Origin of the sequence: uncultured Ruminobacter sp. (genome assembly GCA_902764345.1) — a bacterium.
Classification (GTDB): domain Bacteria; phylum Pseudomonadota; class Gammaproteobacteria; order Enterobacterales; family Succinivibrionaceae; genus Ruminobacter.
Map to the genome: position 1 here is coordinate 44,518 of CACWVT010000004.1, position 21,635 is coordinate 66,152.

A 21,635-nucleotide genomic window follows, 5' to 3' on the forward strand; every position below is an offset into this window, starting at 1 on the left:
AGAAAAACATAAAGGGATTTACGAATACGTAAATCCCTTTATCGTTATCATGCATACTGAGGATTAGCTGCGAACGGCGTAATCACCTTCAATAATCCACTTGTAGCTGGTGAGCTCAACGAGGCCCATAGGACCTCTTGCATGCAGCTTCTGGGTGGAAATTGCAACCTCTGCGCCAAGACCGAACTGGGCCCCGTCAGAGAAACGGGTTGACGCATTAACATAGGCACATGCAGAACCGGCCTCATTCACGAATCTTAAGGCATTTGCATGGTCGTTGGTCAGAATGGCGTCAGAGTGGCAGGCTTCATATTTCTGCATATGGGAAATAACCTGATCGAGACCGTCAACAACGGCCACGTTCAAACAAAGAGACAGCCATTCAGTTGCAAAATCCTCTTCTTTACCTTCTGTAACCATGCTTCCGGCAACTGAAGATGCATAAGCGAGGGCCTCACCGTGGCAAACCATTCTAACCTTCTTTTCAGTCATGCGGGCAGCAAGCTTCGGAATGAATGAGGAAGCTATGTTTCTGTGAACCAGAATGGTGTCAACGCTGTTGCAGGCACTAGGCTTCTGAATCTTGGAGTTTTCAATAACGTCAAGAGCTCTTTCCTGATCGGCTGATTCATCCACAAAAATATGACCGACGCCGAAACCGCCAATAATTACCGGAATGGTGCTTTCATGCTTGCAGAGCATGTGAAGCTTGGCACCACCGCGCGGAATAATCATGTCCACGTATTTATCAAGGTGCAGAAGCTCGGTAACATAGGCGCGGTCCGGATCCTCAATGTACTGTACTGAAGCGGCTGGAAGTCCAGCAGCCTCAAGACCTCTCTGGATAATTCTCACAATAACGGCATTGGTGTTGAAGGTTTCCCTGCCGCCGCGGAGAATGCACGCATTGCCTGTTTTGAGACAGAGTGAGGTAATGTCCACGGTTACGTTTGGTCTGGCTTCATAGATAACCCCCACAACCCCGAGAGGCACCCTGCGCTTTAACAGCTTGAGTCCGTTAGGAAGCACCCTGCTGTCATATTCGGAACCGACAGGATCGTCAAGAAGAACGACCTTTCTCATGTCTGAAAGAATATCATTCACACGCTTTTCATTAAGCATGAGACGGTCAAGCATGGCTTCACCGATTCCGCTTTCGCGGGCATTCTTAAGGTCAGTGGCGTTTGCTTCAAGTATCTCCTGTACCGAATCCTGTAAAATGTCGGCAATTTTGGTGATAGCCTCATTCTTGCGGGCGGTTGACAGGGATGCCAGAACATAAGAGCTCTGCTTGGCTCTCTGACCTAATAAATTCATATCCATGGTATTCTTTTACTCCAAAACCACTAAATCGTCACGATGAACGGCAACCTGTCCGTGCTCGTAACCTAAAATATCTTCTATTTCTTCAGACCTGTGACCACAGATGGCGTTAAGCTCGGCACTGGTGTATCTGCTGATACCGTGGGCTACGACCCTGCCGTCAGCATCACTTATGTTAACCACATCACCGCGCAGGAACTCGCCCTCAACTCCGATAATTCCCTTAGGCAGCAGGCTTGAACCTTTTGCCTTCAGAGCCGTTACCGCTCCGGCATCAACAACAATGGAGCATCTTGGCTTAGGACCGGCAAGAATCCAGGCCTTTCTGCCCTCAAGCGGATCACTTTCAGGACGGAAGGAGGTGCCGGTGTAGTCACCGTTTACAATACTTTCAATAATTCGCGGATCATCACCGGAGGCGATTACAACCTCAATACCGCTTCTGGTGGCAATTTCTGCTGCCTGCAGCTTGGTAGCCATGCCGCCGGTACCGAGTCCGCTGACGCTGTCACCTGCCAGAGCCTTTATTTCCGGAGTGATTTTTTCCACGGTTCTGATGAGTGTAGCATCAGGATTTGAACGGGGATCAGCAGTGTAGAGTCCCTTCTGGTCGGTCAGCAGAATAAGCATGTCCGCATCAGAAAGGATTGCAACCCTTGCAGAAAGGTTGTCATTATCACCAACCTTGATTTCAGCAGTGGCAACCGCATCATTCTCGTTAATAACCGGAATGATGTCATTGGCGATAAGGGCACCGAGAGTATCTCTGGCATTCAGAAAACGCTCACGATCCTCAAGATCCGCTCTTGTCAGCAGAATCTGACCGATGTGAAGTCCGTAGATTTCAAAAAGATTCTGCCAGGTATTCATCAGGAAGGTCTGCCCAACGGAAGCAAGCATCTGCTTGTTGGCTATGGTTCTCGGAAGAGCCGGGTAACCCAGAACCTCACGTCCGGCCGCAACAGCACCGGAACTTACAACAACGATGTGATGCCCTTTTTTGGCCAGGGCGGACAGAACTCTTACCACCTCAATCATATGTGCTGGATCAAGGCGTTTAGTACCTGAAGTAAGCATTGAGGTACCAAATTTTACAACTATAGTCTTTGCGTTCAATTTCTTAAATCCGGCAGTTTTAGAGCCGTTCCTTTAACCAGTCGGAAACCTGGTCAATTACCTTTGTAAACAATTCAAAAGCGGTATTCGCCTTTAATTCCATAAATTCCGTGTTTTCGCTGATGCCTCCCAGAAGCTTGGCATCACCGATGGAACTGATTGACTTTCTGTCTGAAGAAACAACAAGCATCGGAGTCTTAAGCTTAACCCCTGAAATGAGCCCCTGTCTCTTGACAGAAAAGGTCTGCAGTCTCGGAATCAGATTCTCCCATTCCGCAGCATCGGTTCCCATGCGGTTACACATTGACGTGCGCTGTATCGGTGAGGCAAGCTTCAGAAGCTCGGGGTCAACCATCACGTCATTTACAATCGGGGCAATCATGCAGGCAACCCTGATGTCCGATGAATGAGACACAAGAAGGTGAGTGGCACAGTTGCAGCCGAAACGCTGCGCAATAATTCCGATATGCATCCTGTTGATGTAAGGAAGGTTTTCCTTGACATAATCCAGCAATGCCTCGTGCAGAACCCCCGTGTTTGCGGTAAGAGGGATATTACTGTTCATGCCCATACCGGGAAGATCCAGTGTAATCATCGCCACACCGTTAGGATACAGATTCTCACGGTAGAATCTGAGGTATTCAGTTGCCAGATTCACATAGTTACCGCAGATGATGACGCACGGCAGGCACTGGTTCTTGTCAGGAGTATGAACATATGCGGTACCTTCCCCTGCTTCGGACTTAAACTTAATAATCTCAAAATGCCCGTCAACGTATCCAGCGGCCTTTTTGTAATTGACATGATTCATGAGCAGCGCATGATTTGCCATCTCGTCCCCTTTAAGATGAGGGTAACTGGCGAGCGCATAACAGAGATAAGCCAGACGGAAATGCTTGAACGCCTCCTCACGGGCATCGGGATCATTCTCGATGCTTCTGGCATGAGAAGCGTGCTTCTCCGCAAGCATGGAAAACTCATAGACCCAGTTTCCCGGACCGTATTCATAGACGGTATCCAGCACTCCCTCACGGGTACGCTTGTTTTCAGAACCAGCTATGTCTGACACGACCTTCTGAATTTCCAGAATGTCTAACCCCATCCAGCTCCAGTAGTCACGGTGCAGATCCCTAAACCAGCGACGCGGAGATCCGTCACGGTTGGGCAGAAGCTCATCAACGGAGTTGGATATAAAGGAAGTCTCCAGACTTGAACGATGAGGTTTAAACAATACCTCGCTCAGGTTTTCGGAAGATATTTCAGTCATACACGCAATACTTACAACATTAAACCATGCAACAGGCGGCGCGGCTCAAAGAAGCCACGCCGCAAAATAATAATAAGTCTTTTAATTTTATCATAAAACACAGGCAAACCATAATTTAAAATGCCATTAAAGCCGATTCCCGAAGGAGTCCCGCTGCAGAAGGATGAAGTACCACAGTTCCATGAATGATAAAAATCACTCACTGTATGACCGTATACCTCATTAATCACGGACTTCAGCGGCAGTAAACAGGATTTTAAGAAGCCTTATCATAGGCCCGGAAAACAATATTTCACCTAAACGCAGCATAACAGATAAAAAATATACTCACAATCTTAAGTTATCCTCAGACCTGCAATTTCTGATTTTTTTCCGAAACGTGTTATTCTGATTTTATTATTTGTTAATTTTTTTTGCATTTACGATCACATATCCCGAAATTCCCCCCATATCGCAACTGTATATTTTTTCAACCTTTCCATAGAGTCAAAAACCGGCGAAGACTGATATTTTTTATTCGCTTGTTTTACTTTCATGATAACGTTTTAGGTTCCCTAAACAACGACATTCATGTTTAAAAACATTCAATTTTTATAACCAGCAGACAGTGTTCAAACGAATATTTTTTAATTTCCTGCGTTTTAGGACTGCGAATGGCTAACATATCAACAATTAAAGAAATTTAATACCAAAAGTACAACACTCTATTAAAAATTAATATATACAAAAAGCAAAAACTGTGAAACACGTTGATTTTACGAGACTTTCAAAATGCAAGAAAAATATTTAAAAAAATTTAATCATTCGTTAAAAGGGTTAAAAATCAATGAATCGGCGACTTATCCACAAACTTATCAACATTACTGTAAACAATTTTAGGGTACAAAACAGCACAACAGAATATATAGACTCTTGACATTTATATTTTAAGCTTTTGTAATATATTTATTATTCTGATTATTTAAAAATCATCAAAAAGCTTCGAATAACAGCATTGATCTTTTTTTACACGGTTTTATGCTGAATTTTTCACCATTTAAGCAAAACACGGACAGGAAGCATACAAATATTCATCCGCAAACACACAATGACACTTTTCCAACTGAATACCAAATGACGGAAAAAACCGCGTGATAACGTGACGCAGATTCCACTATTTATTTCTGTGGACAAAAAACATGGGATAAATGAGTAAAACGACGATTCCTAAAAATGAACATAAATCCGACAAACAGCCTTGTTTTCCTGTTTTATTCGGTAGTTTTCCATAAATAAAAAACCTTACATATATATAAATAAAGGTTTCCGTCATTCAGTTAATAACGTCAATTCCCGTACTGACCGCGTCCAAGCCCGGCCCTTCAAATAATGTGGACTTTTTCATCAGTTGTTCTATAATTGACTTGTAGATTCGTCTTCTAAACCACTGAGGATTTTATGGCTGAAAACAGCATTATTACCTACGCAGGTAAGCGTAGGAACGTTCCTGCCAGACAGGTCAGGGAAAACTCCCGCACCGAACACTTCTTCTCCGAAAACTGTGTCAGGAGAAACAGAGTCAACAGACTGATGTTTACTGATGAGATTAATTTTAACTTCATCAGAATGCACTATGCGGCGGACACCTGGAACATACCTGAAGAGGCATCCAAAATCTGATGTCCCGTTTCAGTACCCTGCCGTTCAGACAGGATTATGATTACTGATTCCCAAAAGAACCGCAGCCATCTTCCATGGCTGCGGTTCTCTCTTATCACATTACCTAAAATCATCGGACTGCCATGCACCGTCAGTATCCGCCCGCAGCATTATCATTTTCTTATAGAAAAATCTAACGACGATATGCCGTCCCCGTAGCATTTATTGCAATCATCTCCCTCTGCTTCACTCGATTTTATGTAAATAGTGATAAAATGAGGCTGTCCTGTTTCATATCACAATAATATTAAGAACACAAAACATGCAAACATCATCTTCTATAGAAAATCTCAGTCCTAAAGCAGTATGGAGCTACTTCAGCAGAATCTGCCGCATACCGCACGTCTCAGGCCACGAAAAAGACATCGGAGAATATCTGAAGAGCGTTGCTGCGGATCTTGGACTTGAAGCTGAAATGTCCGATTCGGGAAACGTATTCATTACAAAACCCGCATCCGCTGGAATGGAAAACAGTCCGTCCGTTCTGCTTCAGTCTCATATGGACATGGTCGGGGTTAAGGAAACGGAACTTCATTTCAACTTTCAGAAGGACGCCATCCGTCCAGTAATTTCCGATGACGGATTCGTTACCGCAGAAGGTACAACGCTCGGTGCCGACAACGGCATCGGTGTTGCCATCATACTTTCAATATTAAGTGACGACACACTGAGGCACCCTAAAATAAAAGCGCTGTTCACTGTTTCAGAAGAGACCAGCATGGGAGGGGCAAACACCCTCACCGAAGATGACATGGACTGTAATCTGGCCATTAACATTGATTCCGAGGACATCGGTGAAATATGTATAGGCTGTGCCGGCGGCACCGCATATAACATATCTTATACACCGGACATCAGGGAAGTGCCGGAAAGCGGATTCGGTGCTGTTGAAATCAGGATGTCCAACGGTCGCGGCGGTCACAGCGGCATCGATATCAATAAAAACAGATTAAACGGCGGCGGTACCCTGCTCTATCTTTTATCCGCTCTGAAAGAAGAGGGCTTTAACGTCTGTGTTTCCAAATTCAGTTCCGGGCATGTAAGAAACTCCATTCCTTCATGTGCATCCGCCACACTCTGCCTGCAGGAGCATCTCATAAACAAGTTCATCAATTCACTGCAGGACATCATCAACAGGGTGCAGACCAAATTCAGTGAAAGCGATCCTGACGTCTCATTTGAAATAACCAGACTGGATACACTGCCGGCCGTAATGATGACGGAAGAATCAACAGTGGACTTCCTGAACCTGAAGTCACTGAACACCAAAATCATTGAATATCTTGATGACGGCGTAACTCCGCTTACCTCCTGCAGCATGGGCGTGGCCAGACTCGAAAACAACATCTGCAGATTTGAACTTCTGGCAAGATATGCCACCGATGATGGCAAGGCTAAGATTGAAAACAAAATTGAAGACATTGCTGATGCATGCCATGCCAGAATAGATCATAAGGAAAGCTACGTTTTCTGGAAGCCTGACTTCAACAGCAGTCTGATGAAACTGGCCTCTGATGAATATGAAAAACTTACAGGCAAAAAAACTGTAACCACCGTTATTCATGCAGGTCTTGAATGCGGACTCTTCAAGGCCCTGAATCCTAAGCTTGACATTATTTCCATCGGACCGGACATATACGGGGCCCACAGCACCTCCGAACGTGTACGCATATCCTCGGTTGAAACATGCTACAAATGGATTGTAAGCATTCTTGAAAAGCTGTAATTCAGGATTTCCGGAGATATTATCTCCGGAATGTTTCACGTCGTTCCGTCGCATACAGCTTCATTTCTGACGACTGTTACAAAAACAATGAGAATTCCGGCAGCAATGCCGGAATTCTTATTTATTATCGTGCTTCAATTCTTATATAAGAGTTTATGAAACGGCTGTGATTACTAAAATCCATGCCATAAAAAAACTCCCCTTTCCGCAACTTTCGGAAAGAGGAGTTTTGTCCGTTAAACAGAATCAGTTTCCGTTACGGTCTTAAGGATCTTTCACCCTGAGAAATACCGCATACACCTGAACGGATGATTTCCACGATGTCAACAGCCTGAGAAATAGCAGTCAGGAAGTTATTGAGCTCATCGCTTGAACCGATAACCTGAATGGTGTAGAGATCAGGAGTAAGGTCTACAATCTGGCCGTGGAAAATGTCGGAGATTGACTTAACCTCATCACGGAGATCACGGGTATTTGCCCTTACCTTGGCAAGCATGATTTCTCTTTCAATATGACCTGAATCAGCCAGATCAAATACCTTCAGAACGTCAATCAGCTTGTGAAGCTGCTTGGTAATCTGCTCAACCTCATCATCGTCACAGCAGGTAACGATGGTCATGCGGGAAAGGGTATCATCTTCAGTCGGAGCTACAGTAAGTGATTCGATGTTGAAACCACGCTGTGAAAACAAACCGACTACACGGCTTAAAGCACCGGCTTCATTTTCAAGAAGAACTGAAATAATATGCTTCATTATGTACGCTCCGTCTTGCTTAAGAACATATCAGCCATAGAACCGCCGCCAATCTGCATTGGATATACGCGGGAATCAGGGTCTGCAATAATATCAACAACCACGGTCTTGTCATGAATTGAGAATGCCTTGGCAAGAACATCGCTTAATTCGGATTCATTGTTAACTCTGAGACCAACCTGACCGTATGACTCAGCCAGCTTAACAAAATCCGGTACTGCATCCATGTATGATTCGCTCTGACGTCCGTTGTAGAACATCATCTGCCACTGCTTAACCATACCGAGTGAACGGTTATTGATAATGATAACCTTTACAGGAACGTTGTACTGCAGACATACCGCAAGTTCCTGAAGATTCATCTGGAATGAACCGTCACCGGTGAAGCATACAACTTCACTGTCCGGATTTGCAATCTTGGCACCAATGGCTGCAGGGAAGCCGTACCCCATGGTTCCGAGACCGCCTGATGACAGGAATCTGCGTGGCTTTTCCAACGGATAGTAAAGTGCGGCAAACATCTGGTGCTGACCTACGTCGGTAACAACGATGGCATCACCCTTAGAAGCCCTGTACACCTCTTCCACAACCTTTGCAGGATGGAGAAGGCCCGGAGTAACATCGCTTGCATATTCAAGCGGATGAGACTGTCTGAAGCCGTTGATGAGTTTCCACCAGTCTTCAGAATCGGTCTTCATCTTCTGTTCGTCAATGCCGCCGTTGGTTTCAATTTCCTTGATCGCTTCATTGAGCTGATCGAGAACGGTGTTTACGTTACCTACGATAGGTACGTCAACCTCAACGCACTTTGAAATTGATGAAGGGTCAATATCAACGTGAATGATTCTGGCCTCAGGACAGAACTTGGAGATATTGTTGGTTACACGGTCATCGAAACGTGCACCGAGTGCAATAATCAGATCTGAGTTATGCATTGCCATGTTGGCGGCATAGGTGCCGTGCATGCCGAGCATGCCGAGGCTCAGTTCATCACTGCCTGGGAATGCGCCAATCGCCATCAGAGTGGTAACTACCGGAATGTTGAAGCGATGTGCCAGATCGTAAACCTTTGCTGAAGCTTCTGAGGCAATAACACCGCCGCCGATGTAGAGAATCGGACGCTTTGCTTCAACAACCATTCTGGCCGCTCTCTTAACCTGTCCCCTGTGGCCTACGGTGGTAGGATTGTAGGAACGCATGGAGATTTCGCTCAGCGGAACCGGATTATACGGGAACTTGAGCTGAGGATTCTGAGCGTCCTTAGGAATGTCTACAACTACTGGCCCCGGACGGCCGGTAGAGGCAATGTAGAACGCCTTACGGATGCATTCAGGGATATCGGTAGCCTTTTTGCATAAGAAGCTGTGCTTAACGATAGGACGTGAAATGCCGAGCATGTCAACTTCCTGGAAAGCGTCGGAACCGATGAGGGTTGTGGCAACCTGACCGGTTAAAACAACCATTGGAATGGAATCGGCATAAGCGGTCGCAATACCGGTGATTACGTTGGTTGCACCCGGACCTGAGGTAACGAGAACGCAACCTACCTTACCAGTGGCACGGGCATAGCCGTCAGCCATGTGAGAAGCGCCCTGTTCATGACGAACCAGGATGTGCTTTATCTTTGACGATTCAAGCAAGGCATCATAAATGTGTAAAACACCGCCGCCAGGATATCCGAATAACTTATCAACCCCCAAATCCTCAAGGGTGCGAATAACCATCTGGGCACCAGATAACATTTCCATAAAAAAGCCTCCCGGGCTTTATTAAAATCTTTGAAAAAACGAAGTCAACGACCGCCTCCACTCATCAGTTCGATCGAGCCGGAAGGATCTTAAGCATCCAATAAGCTTACATTGACTGGCCGGCACAACCATCTGCTAAAAAAATAATTTTCATAAATGAAATTTATTTAAGAAAACAATCTTTATGAAAGTAAAAAGGACTTTCATGCAGGGTCGTGATAGTCTCAAAACTACATGTACTTTATAACAAAAACGGCAATATAATTCAACAAAAAAAGATAAACCGCAACCCTGCGGGATTGCGGTTTAAGGGATGGAAACGGGTTTTTTCCCGGGTACCGGAGAGCTCCCTCCTCCGGCATCTCAAATACCTGAATCAGACAGTGTTCCCGAGCGTGCCCGGACACCGTCTGCAAAGCCACTACTTAAGATACATGTTAAGCACCTGAAGAGGATGCATAACGCTCTTTCCTTCCATACGGCGCACCTGTTCGCGACAGGAGTAACCGGTAGCAAGACAGTATTCCAAAGGATATTTTCTGAAAACCGGAGCCCAGTTTTCGCGGTAGATCTGCATACTGCGTTCCACATTGGCCTTGAGATGACCGTAAAGACCGGCCATACCGCAGCAGCCTACCGGAACAGGAACAAGCTTCAGCCCTGCCGCACCGAAGATTCTGGTCCAGTCGGCATGAGTGGTAGGCTTCAGACTCTTCTGAGTACAGTGAGCCATCAGATAATATTCATGAATGCCGTCGGCACCTTCCGCCTTCTTCAGGGCATCAAGATTGTCAAGCAGCCATTCCTGAGTCATCTGCACCACGAAATCTCCGCGGCTGTCACCGAGAATCTTTCTGTATTCGTCACGATAGCAGAGAGTCATGGCAGGATCGACTCCCACCATAGGAATGCCCAGCTGGTAAACCTTGTTGTAGAAATCAGCTGTTGAACGTGCGGTCTTTGCAAAGGCCTTCATATAGCCCCTGATGTGCATTACCTTACCGTTAGGCTTGAGAGGAAGAATAAGCACTTTCTTACCCATCTTTGAGGCAAGGCTGATGAAATCAGCAATTACCGGAGCATCATATGCGGAGGTAAAGGCATCCTGAACCAGAATCACGTAATTACAGCGTTCCTGCTCACTGATACCGATCATTTTGTCGAGATCCAGATACTCGGCATCTGTTGACTTAACCAGAGTGCTGAAGGTCGGATAACTCATTACCGGAACATCAACAAATCCCCAGAGCTTCTTGGTGATAAACTTAACCGGAGCAAAACCGTTCACCGCATTCATGAGTCTCGGCATCTTTGCCATGTATGGTGCGGTCTGCTCGATGTTTCTGACCAGAAGGTCTCCGGCAGGTCTGAGATATCTGCTGAAATAAAGGTTCAGAAATCTTGATCTGAAGTCAGGAACGTCAACCTTTACCGGACAGGCGGAAGCACACGCCTTACATGCCAGACAGCAGTCCATCACGTTTCTGACCTCATGGCTGAAGTCATCTCTGTCAGCTGCCGACATGGTGTTTCTGAGTTTGGCGAACAGGGTTCCGAGACTGAATCCTGATTCGTTAAGAGCCTGTTCTTCCTTAAGGATATCAGTACCGGCCAGTTGCAGAAGTCTCAGCCATTCCCTTGTAAGTCCGGCCCTGCCCTTCGGAGACTGTCTTCTGTCGCCGAGAAGCTTGTAGGTAGGACACATAGGAGCGGTCTTGTCAAAGTTAAAGCAGAGGCCGTTGCCGTTACAGCTTACGGCAGCCCTGAAGCTGTGTCTCACGTCAACCGGAATCTGACGGTCATAAAAACCGCGCTTGGTATCGTCAACGCTCACCAGTTTTTCGTTATCAATGCCGTACGGTACGCAAATCTTGCCCGGATTTATTCTGTTGTTAGGGTCAAAGGCAGCCTTAACCTTTCTTAATTCCTCAAAGAGACCGCCGAAGAATTCCGGACCGTATTCGGAACGGAAGCCGCGGCCGTGTTCACCCCACATGATACCGCCGTATTTTGCTGTAAGAGCCACAACGGAATCGGAAATCGTGCGCAGGGTCTTTTCCTGCTCAGGGTCGCACAGATCGAGGGCCGGTCTTACGTGAAGCACGCCTGAGTCCACGTGACCGAACATGCCGTAGGTGAGATTATGGCTGTCAAGAAGAGCCCTGAATTCCTGAATGTAGTCGGCAAGGTGCTTCGGAGGAACCACGGTATCCTCGGTAAATGCTATCGGCTTGGCATCGCCTTCGGCATTTCCGAGAAGACCTACAGCCTTCTTACGCATGGCGTATACGGCGAGAATATCCTTCAGTTCGGTGCAGGTCTGATAACCGATAATTCCCCTGGTGTTTCCTGAAGCCCCGAGATCCTTATCCAGGGAATCGGTAAGAGCCTTCATTCTTCCGCCTTCAAGCTCGTTGTCCCAGCCGGCAAATTCAACAATGTTGATACCGTCCATGGTTCTTCCCGGAACCTCACAGATGAGATCCTTTACACTGTGCCAAACGATATCCTGCTTGGCAAGATTGAACACCTTTGAGTCGACGGTTTCAACAGAGAGCGCATTGGCCTCAACCAGCACCGGAGCGTGTCTTAAAGCCGAATCAAAGCTGTCGTATTTGATTACCACAAGGGATCTGTAGCTTGGTATCGGAGTCAGGTCTACCGTCGCACCGGTAATAAAGCACAGGGTACCTTCGGCACCGCAGATGATACGGGAGATATCAATGGTGTCTGTTTCAGGATCGTACACGTGCTTGAGATCGTATCCGGTAAGGAAGCGGTTCAGATCAGGGAAGGTTTTAAGTATCTCTTCCCTCTTGTTTTTGGCGATGCCGTATACCGTACGATAGATACGGCCTTCCATGTTTTCCTGATCCATTTTGGCTTTGAGAGCATCTCCGCTTACCGGACCGAAGGTAACGGCGGAGCCGTCAAGAAGAACAGCTTCAACGGTAAGCACATGTTGTGATGTTTTACCGTACTTCAGGGAACCCTGTCCTGATGAGTCGTTGCTTATCATACCGCCGAAAGTGGCTCGGTTTGATGTTGAGAGTTCAGGAGAGAAGAACAGTCCGTGAGGCTTAATCTGCTGATTGAGATAATCCTTGATTACGCCTGATTCGACAAACACGGTACGACCTTCAACATTGAGATCCCTGATACCTCTCATATGGCGTGACATATCCATTACCAGCCAGTCGGTAAGAGACTGACCGTTTGTGCCTGTACCGCCACCGCGCGGAGCAAATCTTATTCCCGCAAATTCCGGTTCCCCGGCAATTTTCACGGCCAGAGCCACGTCATCCCTGTTCTTTGGGAAAATTACGCCCTTCGGAAGTCTCTGATACACGGAATTGTCCGTGGCCACCGCAAGTCTGCTCGAATATGAATATTCGATGTCGCCTTGGAAATTCTCGCTCTTTAATCTGCTGAAATAGTTAAGGTATACCGGATCGACACTGCTGTCAGGGTTTATCTTAGGAATCATCTTCTGCACCGTATTTAAATAATCAGAAAGAATTAATGCGTATCCGGCAAAACGGAACCGTCACGGACGTTTACCGGAGACAGATGGAGATATTTTCTCACTTTTATGATTAATTGCAATAAAAGCTTGAACTGCGTCATAAAAACATAAATACAAGGGAACACGGCAGATTCCTGCTTCCATCACAAATCTGCCGGAGGCAAGTGCCGTTTCACCGGGAATGAACGCTTACAGATTACGGTCTGTACTCCGCAACATAAGGCAGCTCACGAAAGTGCTCGTCGTAATCCATGCCGTACCCCACGACAAAGACATCAGGAATTCTGAAAAGGGAGATATCCGGCGTAAAATCCGTCTTTCTGCGGTCAGGCTTGTCAAGAAGCGTGACCACGCTCAGTGACAGCGGATTCCTCTCCCTCAGCATTGAAGATACGCATTTCATTGTAAGTCCCGTATCCACAATATCCTCAACGATTATCACGTGGTAGCTGCTGATATCCTTTTTAAGATCCAGGACTATCCCGACCTGCCCCGTGGATCTGTCTCCGCTGTAGCTTTTTACGGACATGAAATCAATTTCGCACGGAATGCTGAGAGTCCTGCACAGATCTGCGGTAAAAATGAATGAACCGGTAAGAACACAGACAATAAGCAGAGGCTTTCCGGCATACTTCTCCGAAATCATTGCTCCGGTCTCCTGAATCTTTTTTCTGATATCCTCAGCTGAAATCAGCACCCTGCTAAGGTGTTCACGGCTGTTATCCATAATCTGTCTCCTTAATTCCTGTGCCGGGACATCCTTTGCGCCCCCGGCAGTCCATACAGTCATTTTACATTTTTACGTTTCTTTTCGCAGGTATTCCGACAAAAAAAACAAAAGGACATGACCCGCACATGCGAATCATGCCCTTTTTCCGACGGCGCACCGCACCGTCATGCGTCATATCGGTTAAATGAGGTGCATGCCGAGCTTCTGGCATTCAGCTCTCATGTCTTCAGGCCAGATACTTGCCTGAATTTCACCGATATGGCCCTTGTGGAGAAGAACCATACATAAACGGCTCTGACCGATACCGCCGCCGATGCTTAACGGTAATTCGCCGTTCAGGAGCTTCTTGTGGAAATAGAGTTCCTTTCTTTCCTCACAGCCTTCAAGCTTCAGCTGACGGAGAAGAGCATCCCTGTCAACTCGGATACCCATTGAAGAAAGCTCGAATGAGCGGTTGAGAATAGGATACCAAATAAGGATATCGCCGTTGAGGCCTGCCAGACCATTATCGCCTTCTGAACTCCAGTCATCGTAGTCAGGAGCGCGGCCGTCATGCTTTTCGCCGTTTGCGAGCTTGCCGCCGATACCCATGAGGAATACGGCGCCGTACTTCTTACAAATTGCGTCTTCTCTTTCCTTCGGAGTCATGTCAGGATACATCTTCAAGAGATCCTCACTGTGAATGAAGGTAATTTCTTCAGGAAGGAACGGCTTGAGTTCAGGATAGAACTCACATGTAAGATATTCGGTACGACGGATTGCTGAGTAGATGCGTCTTACGACGGACTTCAGAAATTCAACGGTTCTCTGTTCCTTGGTGATAACTGCTTCCCAGTCCCACTGGTCAACGTAGAGTGAATGAAGGTTGTCGAGTTCTTCGTCAGCACGGATGGCGTTCATGTCGGTGTAAATGCCGTAGCCAGGTTCAATGCTGTATTCGGCAAGAGTCAGTCGCTTCCACTTTGCAAGTGAGTGAACAATTTCAGCCTTGGCATCCCCCAGATCCTTGATTGGGAAGGTTACAGCACGTTCAACACCATTTAAATCGTCATTGATACCCAGTCCCTTCATAACAAATAACGGTGCCGTAACGCGACGCAGACGTAATTCAGTTGAAAGATTCTGCTGGAAGAAATCCTTAATCTGCTTAATTCCCTGCTCTGTCTGTTTGAGGTTTAAAACTGCTTTGTAGTCCTGTGGCTTAATTAAGTTGCTCATAATTGATAGTGGCGTTCATACACGTACAACAACAATCGTGTCGAGTACCAGACTCCTCTTGTAATGGTGAAACGATAAACACAAAAAACTGCACGCCTGAATCCTCCCTGAGTCAGTCTGTAAAGTCCTGCTTCACACTACATCGCTCATCATCAGCCGGTCAGCAGAGTCATTTCCAAAACAACTCTTCAGTTAAGTTTATGCATAAGATAAACTTTTTTTTACATAAATTCCATAGAATTTAGTCATAAAACACGAAGTTTTTACTTATATTTCCCACCGCTGCTGACAGCTCCGCATTCCGTTCAAAAACTTCAAACCTCCCGGAATGGCAAAACCTCCCCGACGTCCGGCAGTTCACTGTTTTCATATCCCGATACGGCAACGTTTTACGGGGAAATATATTCAAATAATGGTATAATGCATAGCCATTGAACAGTAACCCGGTCATGAAAAAGCAGCCTGTGAAGCACAGCAGACGGACGTTTTCAGAGAAAACTGAAAATAACAATGCAATAACCGTTCCATCATGTTTTACTTTTTACGAATAAAGCATAAAAAAACATGAATTTACCACCCAGGGCATGTTTTATCCGGTTCAGATGCCCTGCACCGGAACGATTAGAAAAAACATTCTGACCGGAATGCACAAAAAAAGTGAATTTAAGCACCATGATTGACGGTGCACCGAAATAAACCATAGGAACAGGGTCATAATGACAGACAAATCACCGTTACAGAAACAGAGTGCCGGACTCAGCCGGCTCATTCTGGTGAATTCTTATATTGCCTCAGGAAACGGCATCTACGAATTCGACTTTTCCAGACACACCCAGATAAACGGAGCCAACGGTTCCGGCAAGACCAGTCTGCTCAACCTCATTCCATTCTTCTACGGGCTCGAACCGGGCAGAATAACTAGCATAAGCTCAGTGCGCAAAAGCTTTGCCGGATTCTATCTGCCGAAATCCGACAGCAGTCTGGTGTTTGAATACGTAACCCATAACGGCACCATGGCTCACGTGGTTGTAAGCAATGCCTCCAATAACCAGGGCAATACCTCCGTAAGCTACGGCTTTGTTCCCGCACCGTTCGACACCATGCAGTACATTATTCAGGACGGCATCAACGGCAGATTCAGACCAAAAACCTGGATGGAATACAGGGACACCTTAAAAAAGAACGGCATAAAGCCTGAAAAAATCATCTATTCCGTTGACTACTATCGCTCCGTAATCCAGAACATTCCAATGGGCGATAACGCCACACTGAGAAAGAGATATGCCCTGTGCGGCGGACGCTGCCAGCTGCGCTACGTGGCCAACATAGTGCACAGCATCATCACCGGCAACATCAGCTTTGAAAACATCAAGCTGCTGCTCACTGACATTCTCAAACAGGAACACCGCACGCCGGATCTGCAGATAAGGGAGCAGGAACTCACAAAATGGTGCAGCGACACCAGAGCCTTTAGGGAAATCAGCGAGCTCACACCTAACCTGCAGCACATTCTTGAGCTTTCCCATGTTATCTCCGGAGGTCGTGACGCCCTCATCTCCGGATACGCAGACCTTCTGTGGTATCAGAACGAAAACGACGACAGCCTTGAAGGACTCGTAAAGCAGAGGGATTCGGAAAGCGAAAGCTACGGCAACTTCAAACAGGCGACAGAGGCCGCCCTCTCAGAACTCAGATCTGCAAGGGATGCGGCAGAAGAAAAGATGTCACGACAGAAGAAGCTTCTCGACAACATGGAAGAGGAGAGAGAAAAGTTTGCCGATGCGGAAGCTGACAAATGGCGCGAGAAATACCATAACCGTTCCATCATTGAAGGCTTTATCGAAAACAAGAAGAAGCAGCTTGCAACCCTGAGCGAGGGCTATAGCTTCATTGAGAACGAGTATGCCTCCACCAAGGCCTCGCTACTCAGCAAAAACAGGGAGGATCGTGCACCGGTTGAAGCAGTTCTTCATAAGTATGAGCTTGAGGAAAACCGTCTGCTGGCTGAAGAGGAACGTTCATATCAGGCACAGCGCACCCAGATAAAGGAACAGGAAATCAGACGCAAGCACGAGCTGGACCTTGAAATCTCCGCCAGAAAGAATGCCAGACAGACACTTGAAAACGAAAAGAGCATGTTCATCGTACCGCCTGAACTGCAGCAGCAGCTTGAGGAAACCGACATAAAACTCGAGGAAGCACGTGCTGGCAACGGCAGACTTCAGAAAACCATCATGGAGCTTACCGCAAAGCAGCATCAAGCCGAAGCCAGATCAGCCCAGATATCCCTTCAGTACGTACAGATGCAGAATCAGCTCACGGCGGCCACTGCAAAGTTTAAGGAACTTTCCCGCAAGCTCAGTGCCGACGAAGGAATGCTCACCGGCTTTCTGAACGAGTACATGCCTGACTGGAGACAGACCGTAGGCAAGGTTATCCGGGAGGATCTGCTGGAAAGAACGGATCTGTCACCAAAAATCATGTCCGACACCATGATTTCCTCCGTTCCTGAAAACGGAGATTCCGTGGAGAATGAAAACGAAAAAGAACGGAGAAGCAGCTACATTCTCATCGACAGTCTCCGCCTTGACATCAGAAACGTGGACGAAACCCAGAAGGACACCTCAGAGCTGGAAGCGGAATGCCGCACTGCGGGAGAACACTGCGAAAAGCTCACCGCAGGAATCGCTGAGCTCGACAGGGAACAGACCTTACTGGCCTCCGAAATTTCTGAATGCCGGAATGAAATCAACATGGCCCGCAGCCGTCTGATAAGCGATGCCGCCATCAGTGAGCTCAACGAGAAAAAGAAATCCGTAAAAGAATGCATCAGCCAGACCCGCATAAGCAGGGATACCGAGCTTTCCGGCAGAATATCCGAAACAGCCAGAGAGCTTAAGAAGCTGGAGGACGAGCTTAAGAAGCATCACGAGAAATATGTTGAGCTTCTTGAGAACAGCGATACCGATCATCTTGCCAACAAGAGTGACATCGAAAGCCGTTACGGCGAACTCAAGGAAGCGCAGATGAACATTCTCAAGTCAATAGACGACGAGTTTGCCGAGCAGATCAAGACACTTAACGAGCTCAAGAAATCCAAGCTCAGCAGTCAGAACATTGATCCGAAGATCATAGACAGAATTCACGAAGAATGCGAGGCCTACGAAAAGGAACTTCGCGAGCTTAACGCAAAGAGCGGACTTGTAAGCGAATATGAACTGTGGCTGAGCGGCAACGGCGCCCGCATCAATGACGAGCGAAGTCTGCTCACCGAGCTTGAAAGAAAGCTGCAGGACGCAACCGAACAGCTCTCATCAAGCATAAAGGAACACGAACGCACGGCAAAGGACTTTGAAAAGAACATTGCTGCGCTTAATGATGAAATCCGCAGCCGTGAAACTGTTCAGAAAAACATAAGAAACTGTCTGAACGATCTTGAAGCAGAAAACATTACCGCTCCGGGTACTTCGGTAAAGCCTGCCGTAAGCGTCAGCAGCGTGCTCTATGACACTGCATCGGGCATCACGGAATACCGCCGTGCCGTCCGCGGACTGAATGACGAGTTAGGTCTTTTGGATTCCAGAATGTCTTCCCACCGGGCAACGTCAATCTACGGCATGTGGAACGAGGCCCGTGAACGTAGCAGGGAAAGTCACGTTTTCTCCGGTAATGAAACACCGAACCAGCAGGAGCTCATTCTGAAGACCATTGCCGCAAAAACCCTTTATACCGGCATTCTGCCGGAGCAGAAGAAAATGCTGCTTCTTCAGGAAAAGAACTTCTCACACATGATAAGCCAGTACTATCACTACCTTAAGGAGTTCGACAACCGCATTCAAGGCTTCAGCGGCAGAATTTCGGAAATAGTCACCCGCAACCTGCAGTTTGAAGCCTTCGAGTCATTTAACATTGAGCTCGAAACCTGTATCAAACAGATTGCCAGCTGGGATCTCATCGAAAGCATTGCGGACAGTTACGAAAACCGCTTCAGACTCACCGGCGACTACGATCTGCCTGACGAGACGTTCGTGAACAATCTTGACAGTCTTGCCGGCAAGTTCGTGAACGGACAGCTCAAGAACGAGGTAAGCGAACTCTTCAACATCGTGTTCAAGGTTACCGAAAACGGCAAGGAAAAGACAGCAAAGACAGCAAAGAACCTCAAGGATCTGAGCTCAAACGGTCTTACCTTCCTGCTTATCTGTGCGCTCTACATAAGTCTTATCCATCTGTCCAGAGAAGGTCAGGACGTGGTCATTCACTGGCCGGTTGACGAAATGAGCAAGCTGTCCAACAGAAACATTCACATTCTGCTGCAGGTAATGAACAGAAACAGAATAGCCATGGTTTCGGCGGCCCCGGATCTCAGTACCTCCATCGCCTCCGAATTCAGAAGCATCTACCGCATAGCACGTGACGGCGTGTACGTGAATGCGGAAGCCGTAAACCCTATCGGCGAGGCCATTACACGCAGACTGCTGGAATCATAAGGTCACCGAGGAGAACAAACATGAGTATCAGAGAAACAACCGAAATGCTTCTTTCCGGCAGATTCATCTGTTCGGTCACGGCTCCTGAGGCCTTTAACGATCTGAATAATCCGGAAACGCATGAAACGATTGGAGCCCTGCTCCGTCCGCTCAACCGCAAGATAAGCCGTACGCGTGGCGGCAACGCATTTTATGCCTCATGGATAAGTCTTGAGGCAAACTCCGACCGTGACGCCGTAACCCGTGAGTTTGATGCCGTCCGCAACCAGCTGCGTCCGGTCATAACCTTCGTGCTTGAGCTTATGGACTGCGATCTGCGTGATCATCCGCTGAACGTGGGCGACATCGTTTCCGAAGCGGAAATCGTCACCATTCTTGAGAACAACACCTTCCTTAATGAAAGAAACACGGCCCTGCTGCGACTTTTAAATTCAAAGCACACCAATTCTCCGGTTCCCGTGCAGGTCAGAACAGTTTTTGACAGCATGAAGAAATTCGGGATCATTGCCGAAACCATAGAGGGCAGCAGACGGTTCCAGTTCACCGGCAAGCTTGAGTACATCTACGAGGTACTGGAATTCATAAACAGCCGCGAGCAGATTCTGGAAAAGAATGCCGAAGAACAGAGCTTGGCCGTACAGGGAGACGTGTTCAATGGCTAACGTTAATCAGAAGGCCGGAGGAACAGACCTCATCAGGAATTTCCTCAGAACCCTGAATCAGGGGGCTGAGCTTATTACCGCGGCATACGCCGGAAATCTTGAGGAGATTCCCGAGGAGCAGGAAAACACCTTCGCCAGACTCAGGGGACAGAGAGTGCTCATGCGGGCAGGCGGCCGCTACAGACTCAATCCTAACCTTACCTCCATGCTCAATTATCTGCTGTCCCATAACAGCTCACGCCACATAGAGATTGACCTCATATCAAGGCTCAGAACACTGGACCGCATCGTTGCGGAATATCTTGAGCACAGACAGTCAGGTGAATTCGCACTGGCAGAGGAAACACTATCCGATATTGAGCAGATGACCTTTGACATCACCTTCACGGCTCAGGATGCGGTATACGGCCTTGCCAACAGAATCCAGACCCAATTCGGCTTTGTCCGCAGCATAAGGGACAAAATCAGCGAAAATGAGGCCGCCATCAGCACCGCCACAAAACTCGTGGACAATTTCACGGCCTTCACCTTTACCCACATGATGGATCTGGTAAGACAGGACACACCGGACAGTCCGCTGTACGGCATCCTCTGTTCCGGACTCCTTAACGAACTGGCAAAATGCCAGAGCGATCTCAACGTAATCCTGATTCAGCTCCGTGAAATGCTTGCCACCTTCAGAAGCGAGGTTCACAAGACCAATATCCTCAAGGCTTTTCACGAGCATTATGCAAACAATCCTGATTACAGGCCGCGTAACTATGCGGACTGTGAAATGCCACATGAACTGTTCTGCAGGTCCTCAGCCCTGCCGATGGAAACCAGAAGCCATGCCGACATGCTTCCGGACAGCGAAAAATATAATGACACGCTGGCCGAGATAGTTAAGAACCTGAGCAGAAACGAAGCCGAAAACCTTGAAAATCCGAAGACGCTTGCAAGCTCTGACGGTCTCGAACAGGCTCCTGAAATAAAATCGGAAGCCATTGTGCTGGATGACATCACGGAAGATCTCACCACCCTATTCCGTCAGTGCATCAAATCCGCTGAACCGGTAAGCGCCACCGAATTTTTAAGAGAACAGGGACTCGGTCATACCCATTCACACTGGCTGTTTGCCGTAGGTGCGTTCTATGAGGACATGCCTCCGGAAAACAGGAAGTATTTTGAATGCCGCTTCATCGGCCACAGCCAGTATCACGAGATACTGGGCGAACTCGGAGAGTATCAGATAGGAAACAGGATTCTGGAGGACATCGTGATAAGCACAAAGGGACTTTAACATCTGCCGAGCCTGAAGAATAAAAAAATATCCTCAGATACCGCAGTCATGACAATTATTCCCCGCTATCGGCATAAAACCTGTGAAATAAGGAA

General features: G+C 47.3%; 13 protein-coding genes. 5 read left to right on the plus strand and 8 right to left on the minus strand.

The annotated features are described in order from the left end of the window. Positions 1 to 63: 63 nt before the first annotated feature. Genes QZU58_RS01610 through QZU58_RS01620 form a run of 3 tightly spaced genes read right to left on the minus strand, consistent with a single transcriptional unit; the run spans position 64 to position 3,706 of the window. Positions 64 to 1,323 (minus strand): glutamate-5-semialdehyde dehydrogenase, encoded by a 1,260-nt coding sequence (locus QZU58_RS01610; protein WP_294494178.1) that lies wholly within the window; start codon positions 1,321 to 1,323, stop codon positions 64 to 66. A gap of 9 nt (positions 1,324 to 1,332) precedes the next feature. Continuing rightward, positions 1,333 to 2,439 carry a glutamate 5-kinase gene (gene proB / locus QZU58_RS01615; protein WP_294494181.1) on the minus strand — a complete coding sequence of 369 codons (1,107 nt, stop codon included), beginning with the start codon at positions 2,437 to 2,439 and terminating at the stop codon, positions 1,333 to 1,335. A gap of 19 nt (positions 2,440 to 2,458) precedes the next feature. After that, on the minus strand, positions 2,459 to 3,706 hold the full coding sequence (locus QZU58_RS01620) for an alpha/beta hydrolase (RefSeq protein WP_294463264.1): 1,248 nt from the start codon (positions 3,704 to 3,706) through the stop codon (positions 2,459 to 2,461). A 1,437-nt stretch (positions 3,707 to 5,143) separates the two neighbouring features. Between QZU58_RS01620 and QZU58_RS01625 the strand changes: the two genes are divergently transcribed. Then, complete coding sequence (locus tag QZU58_RS01625) at positions 5,144 to 5,365, plus strand: hypothetical protein (protein WP_294494184.1); 222 nt, start codon at positions 5,144 to 5,146, stop codon at positions 5,363 to 5,365. Between the two features lie 301 nt (positions 5,366 to 5,666). Continuing rightward, on the plus strand, positions 5,667 to 7,130 hold the full coding sequence (pepD, locus tag QZU58_RS01630; protein ID WP_294494187.1) for a beta-Ala-His dipeptidase: 1,464 nt from the start codon (positions 5,667 to 5,669) through the stop codon (positions 7,128 to 7,130). A 256-nt stretch (positions 7,131 to 7,386) separates the two neighbouring features. Here pepD and ilvN read toward each other — a convergent pair whose 3' ends face one another. The 5 genes from ilvN to asnA all read right to left on the minus strand — a co-directional run bounded on the left by ilvN (position 7,387) and on the right by asnA (position 15,106). Then, on the minus strand, positions 7,387 to 7,884 hold the full coding sequence (gene ilvN, locus QZU58_RS01635) for an acetolactate synthase small subunit (protein ID WP_294463120.1): 498 nt from the start codon (positions 7,882 to 7,884) through the stop codon (positions 7,387 to 7,389). Continuing rightward, positions 7,884 to 9,632, minus strand: a complete 1,749-nt coding sequence (gene ilvB, locus QZU58_RS01640; RefSeq protein WP_294494190.1) for a biosynthetic-type acetolactate synthase large subunit — start codon at positions 9,630 to 9,632, stop codon at positions 7,884 to 7,886. Before ilvB ends, ilvN begins: the two co-directional genes overlap by 1 nt. A 421-nt stretch (positions 9,633 to 10,053) precedes the next feature. Next, positions 10,054 to 13,119, minus strand: coding sequence for an FAD-binding and (Fe-S)-binding domain-containing protein (locus tag QZU58_RS01645; protein ID WP_294494193.1), 3,066 nt, complete (start codon positions 13,117 to 13,119; stop codon positions 10,054 to 10,056). A 235-nt stretch (positions 13,120 to 13,354) separates the two neighbouring features. Then, a complete protein-coding gene (gene hpt, locus QZU58_RS01650; protein WP_294494196.1) occupies positions 13,355 to 13,885 on the minus strand; it encodes a hypoxanthine phosphoribosyltransferase in 531 nt (176 codons plus the stop codon). Positions 13,886 to 14,068: 183 nt separating this feature from the next. Next, the gene (gene asnA / locus QZU58_RS01655) at positions 14,069 to 15,106 is read right to left on the minus strand and encodes an aspartate--ammonia ligase (RefSeq protein WP_294462929.1); all 1,038 of its coding nucleotides are present in this window, start codon (positions 15,104 to 15,106) and stop codon (positions 14,069 to 14,071) included. A gap of 716 nt (positions 15,107 to 15,822) precedes the next feature. On the opposite strand from asnA, the gene QZU58_RS01660 reads away from it, so the two are divergent. From QZU58_RS01660 to QZU58_RS01670, 3 genes are read left to right on the plus strand one after another with little or no spacing between them, the layout of a single operon-like run. After that, positions 15,823 to 19,596 carry an ATP-binding protein gene (locus QZU58_RS01660; RefSeq protein ID WP_294494199.1) on the plus strand — a complete coding sequence of 1,258 codons (3,774 nt, stop codon included), beginning with the start codon at positions 15,823 to 15,825 and terminating at the stop codon, positions 19,594 to 19,596. A gap of 20 nt (positions 19,597 to 19,616) precedes the next feature. Continuing rightward, positions 19,617 to 20,258: a hypothetical protein gene (locus QZU58_RS01665; RefSeq protein WP_294462935.1), complete on the plus strand. Its 642-nt coding sequence runs from the start codon at positions 19,617 to 19,619 to the stop codon at positions 20,256 to 20,258. Next, positions 20,251 to 21,540, plus strand: a complete 1,290-nt coding sequence (locus QZU58_RS01670; RefSeq protein WP_294462936.1) for a hypothetical protein — start codon at positions 20,251 to 20,253, stop codon at positions 21,538 to 21,540. The genes QZU58_RS01665 and QZU58_RS01670 overlap by 8 nt, the downstream gene beginning before the upstream one ends. The last annotated feature ends 95 nt before the right edge of the window (positions 21,541 to 21,635 follow it).

What these genes read in the sequence shown, in the direction of transcription:
- QZU58_RS01610 (WP_294494178.1), bottom strand. Translation starts at nt 1,323, where the DNA reads ATGGATATGAATTTATTAGGTCAGAGAGCCAAGCAGAGCTCTTATGTT.
- QZU58_RS01620 (WP_294463264.1), bottom strand. Translation starts at nt 3,706, where the DNA reads ATGACTGAAATATCTTCCGAAAACCTGAGCGAGGTATTGTTTAAACCT.
- QZU58_RS01625 (WP_294494184.1), top strand. Translation starts at nt 5,144, where the DNA reads ATGGCTGAAAACAGCATTATTACCTACGCAGGTAAGCGTAGGAACGTT.
- pepD (WP_294494187.1), top strand. Translation starts at nt 5,667, where the DNA reads ATGCAAACATCATCTTCTATAGAAAATCTCAGTCCTAAAGCAGTATGG.
- ilvN (WP_294463120.1), bottom strand. Translation starts at nt 7,884, where the DNA reads ATGAAGCATATTATTTCAGTTCTTCTTGAAAATGAAGCCGGTGCTTTA.
- ilvB (WP_294494190.1), bottom strand. Translation starts at nt 9,632, where the DNA reads ATGGAAATGTTATCTGGTGCCCAGATGGTTATTCGCACCCTTGAGGAT.
- QZU58_RS01645 (WP_294494193.1), bottom strand. Translation starts at nt 13,119, where the DNA reads ATGATTCCTAAGATAAACCCTGACAGCAGTGTCGATCCGGTATACCTT.
- hpt (WP_294494196.1), bottom strand. Translation starts at nt 13,885, where the DNA reads ATGGATAACAGCCGTGAACACCTTAGCAGGGTGCTGATTTCAGCTGAG.
- asnA (WP_294462929.1), bottom strand. Translation starts at nt 15,106, where the DNA reads ATGAGCAACTTAATTAAGCCACAGGACTACAAAGCAGTTTTAAACCTC.
- QZU58_RS01660 (WP_294494199.1), top strand. Translation starts at nt 15,823, where the DNA reads ATGACAGACAAATCACCGTTACAGAAACAGAGTGCCGGACTCAGCCGG.
- QZU58_RS01665 (WP_294462935.1), top strand. Translation starts at nt 19,617, where the DNA reads ATGAGTATCAGAGAAACAACCGAAATGCTTCTTTCCGGCAGATTCATC.
- QZU58_RS01670 (WP_294462936.1), top strand. Translation starts at nt 20,251, where the DNA reads ATGGCTAACGTTAATCAGAAGGCCGGAGGAACAGACCTCATCAGGAAT.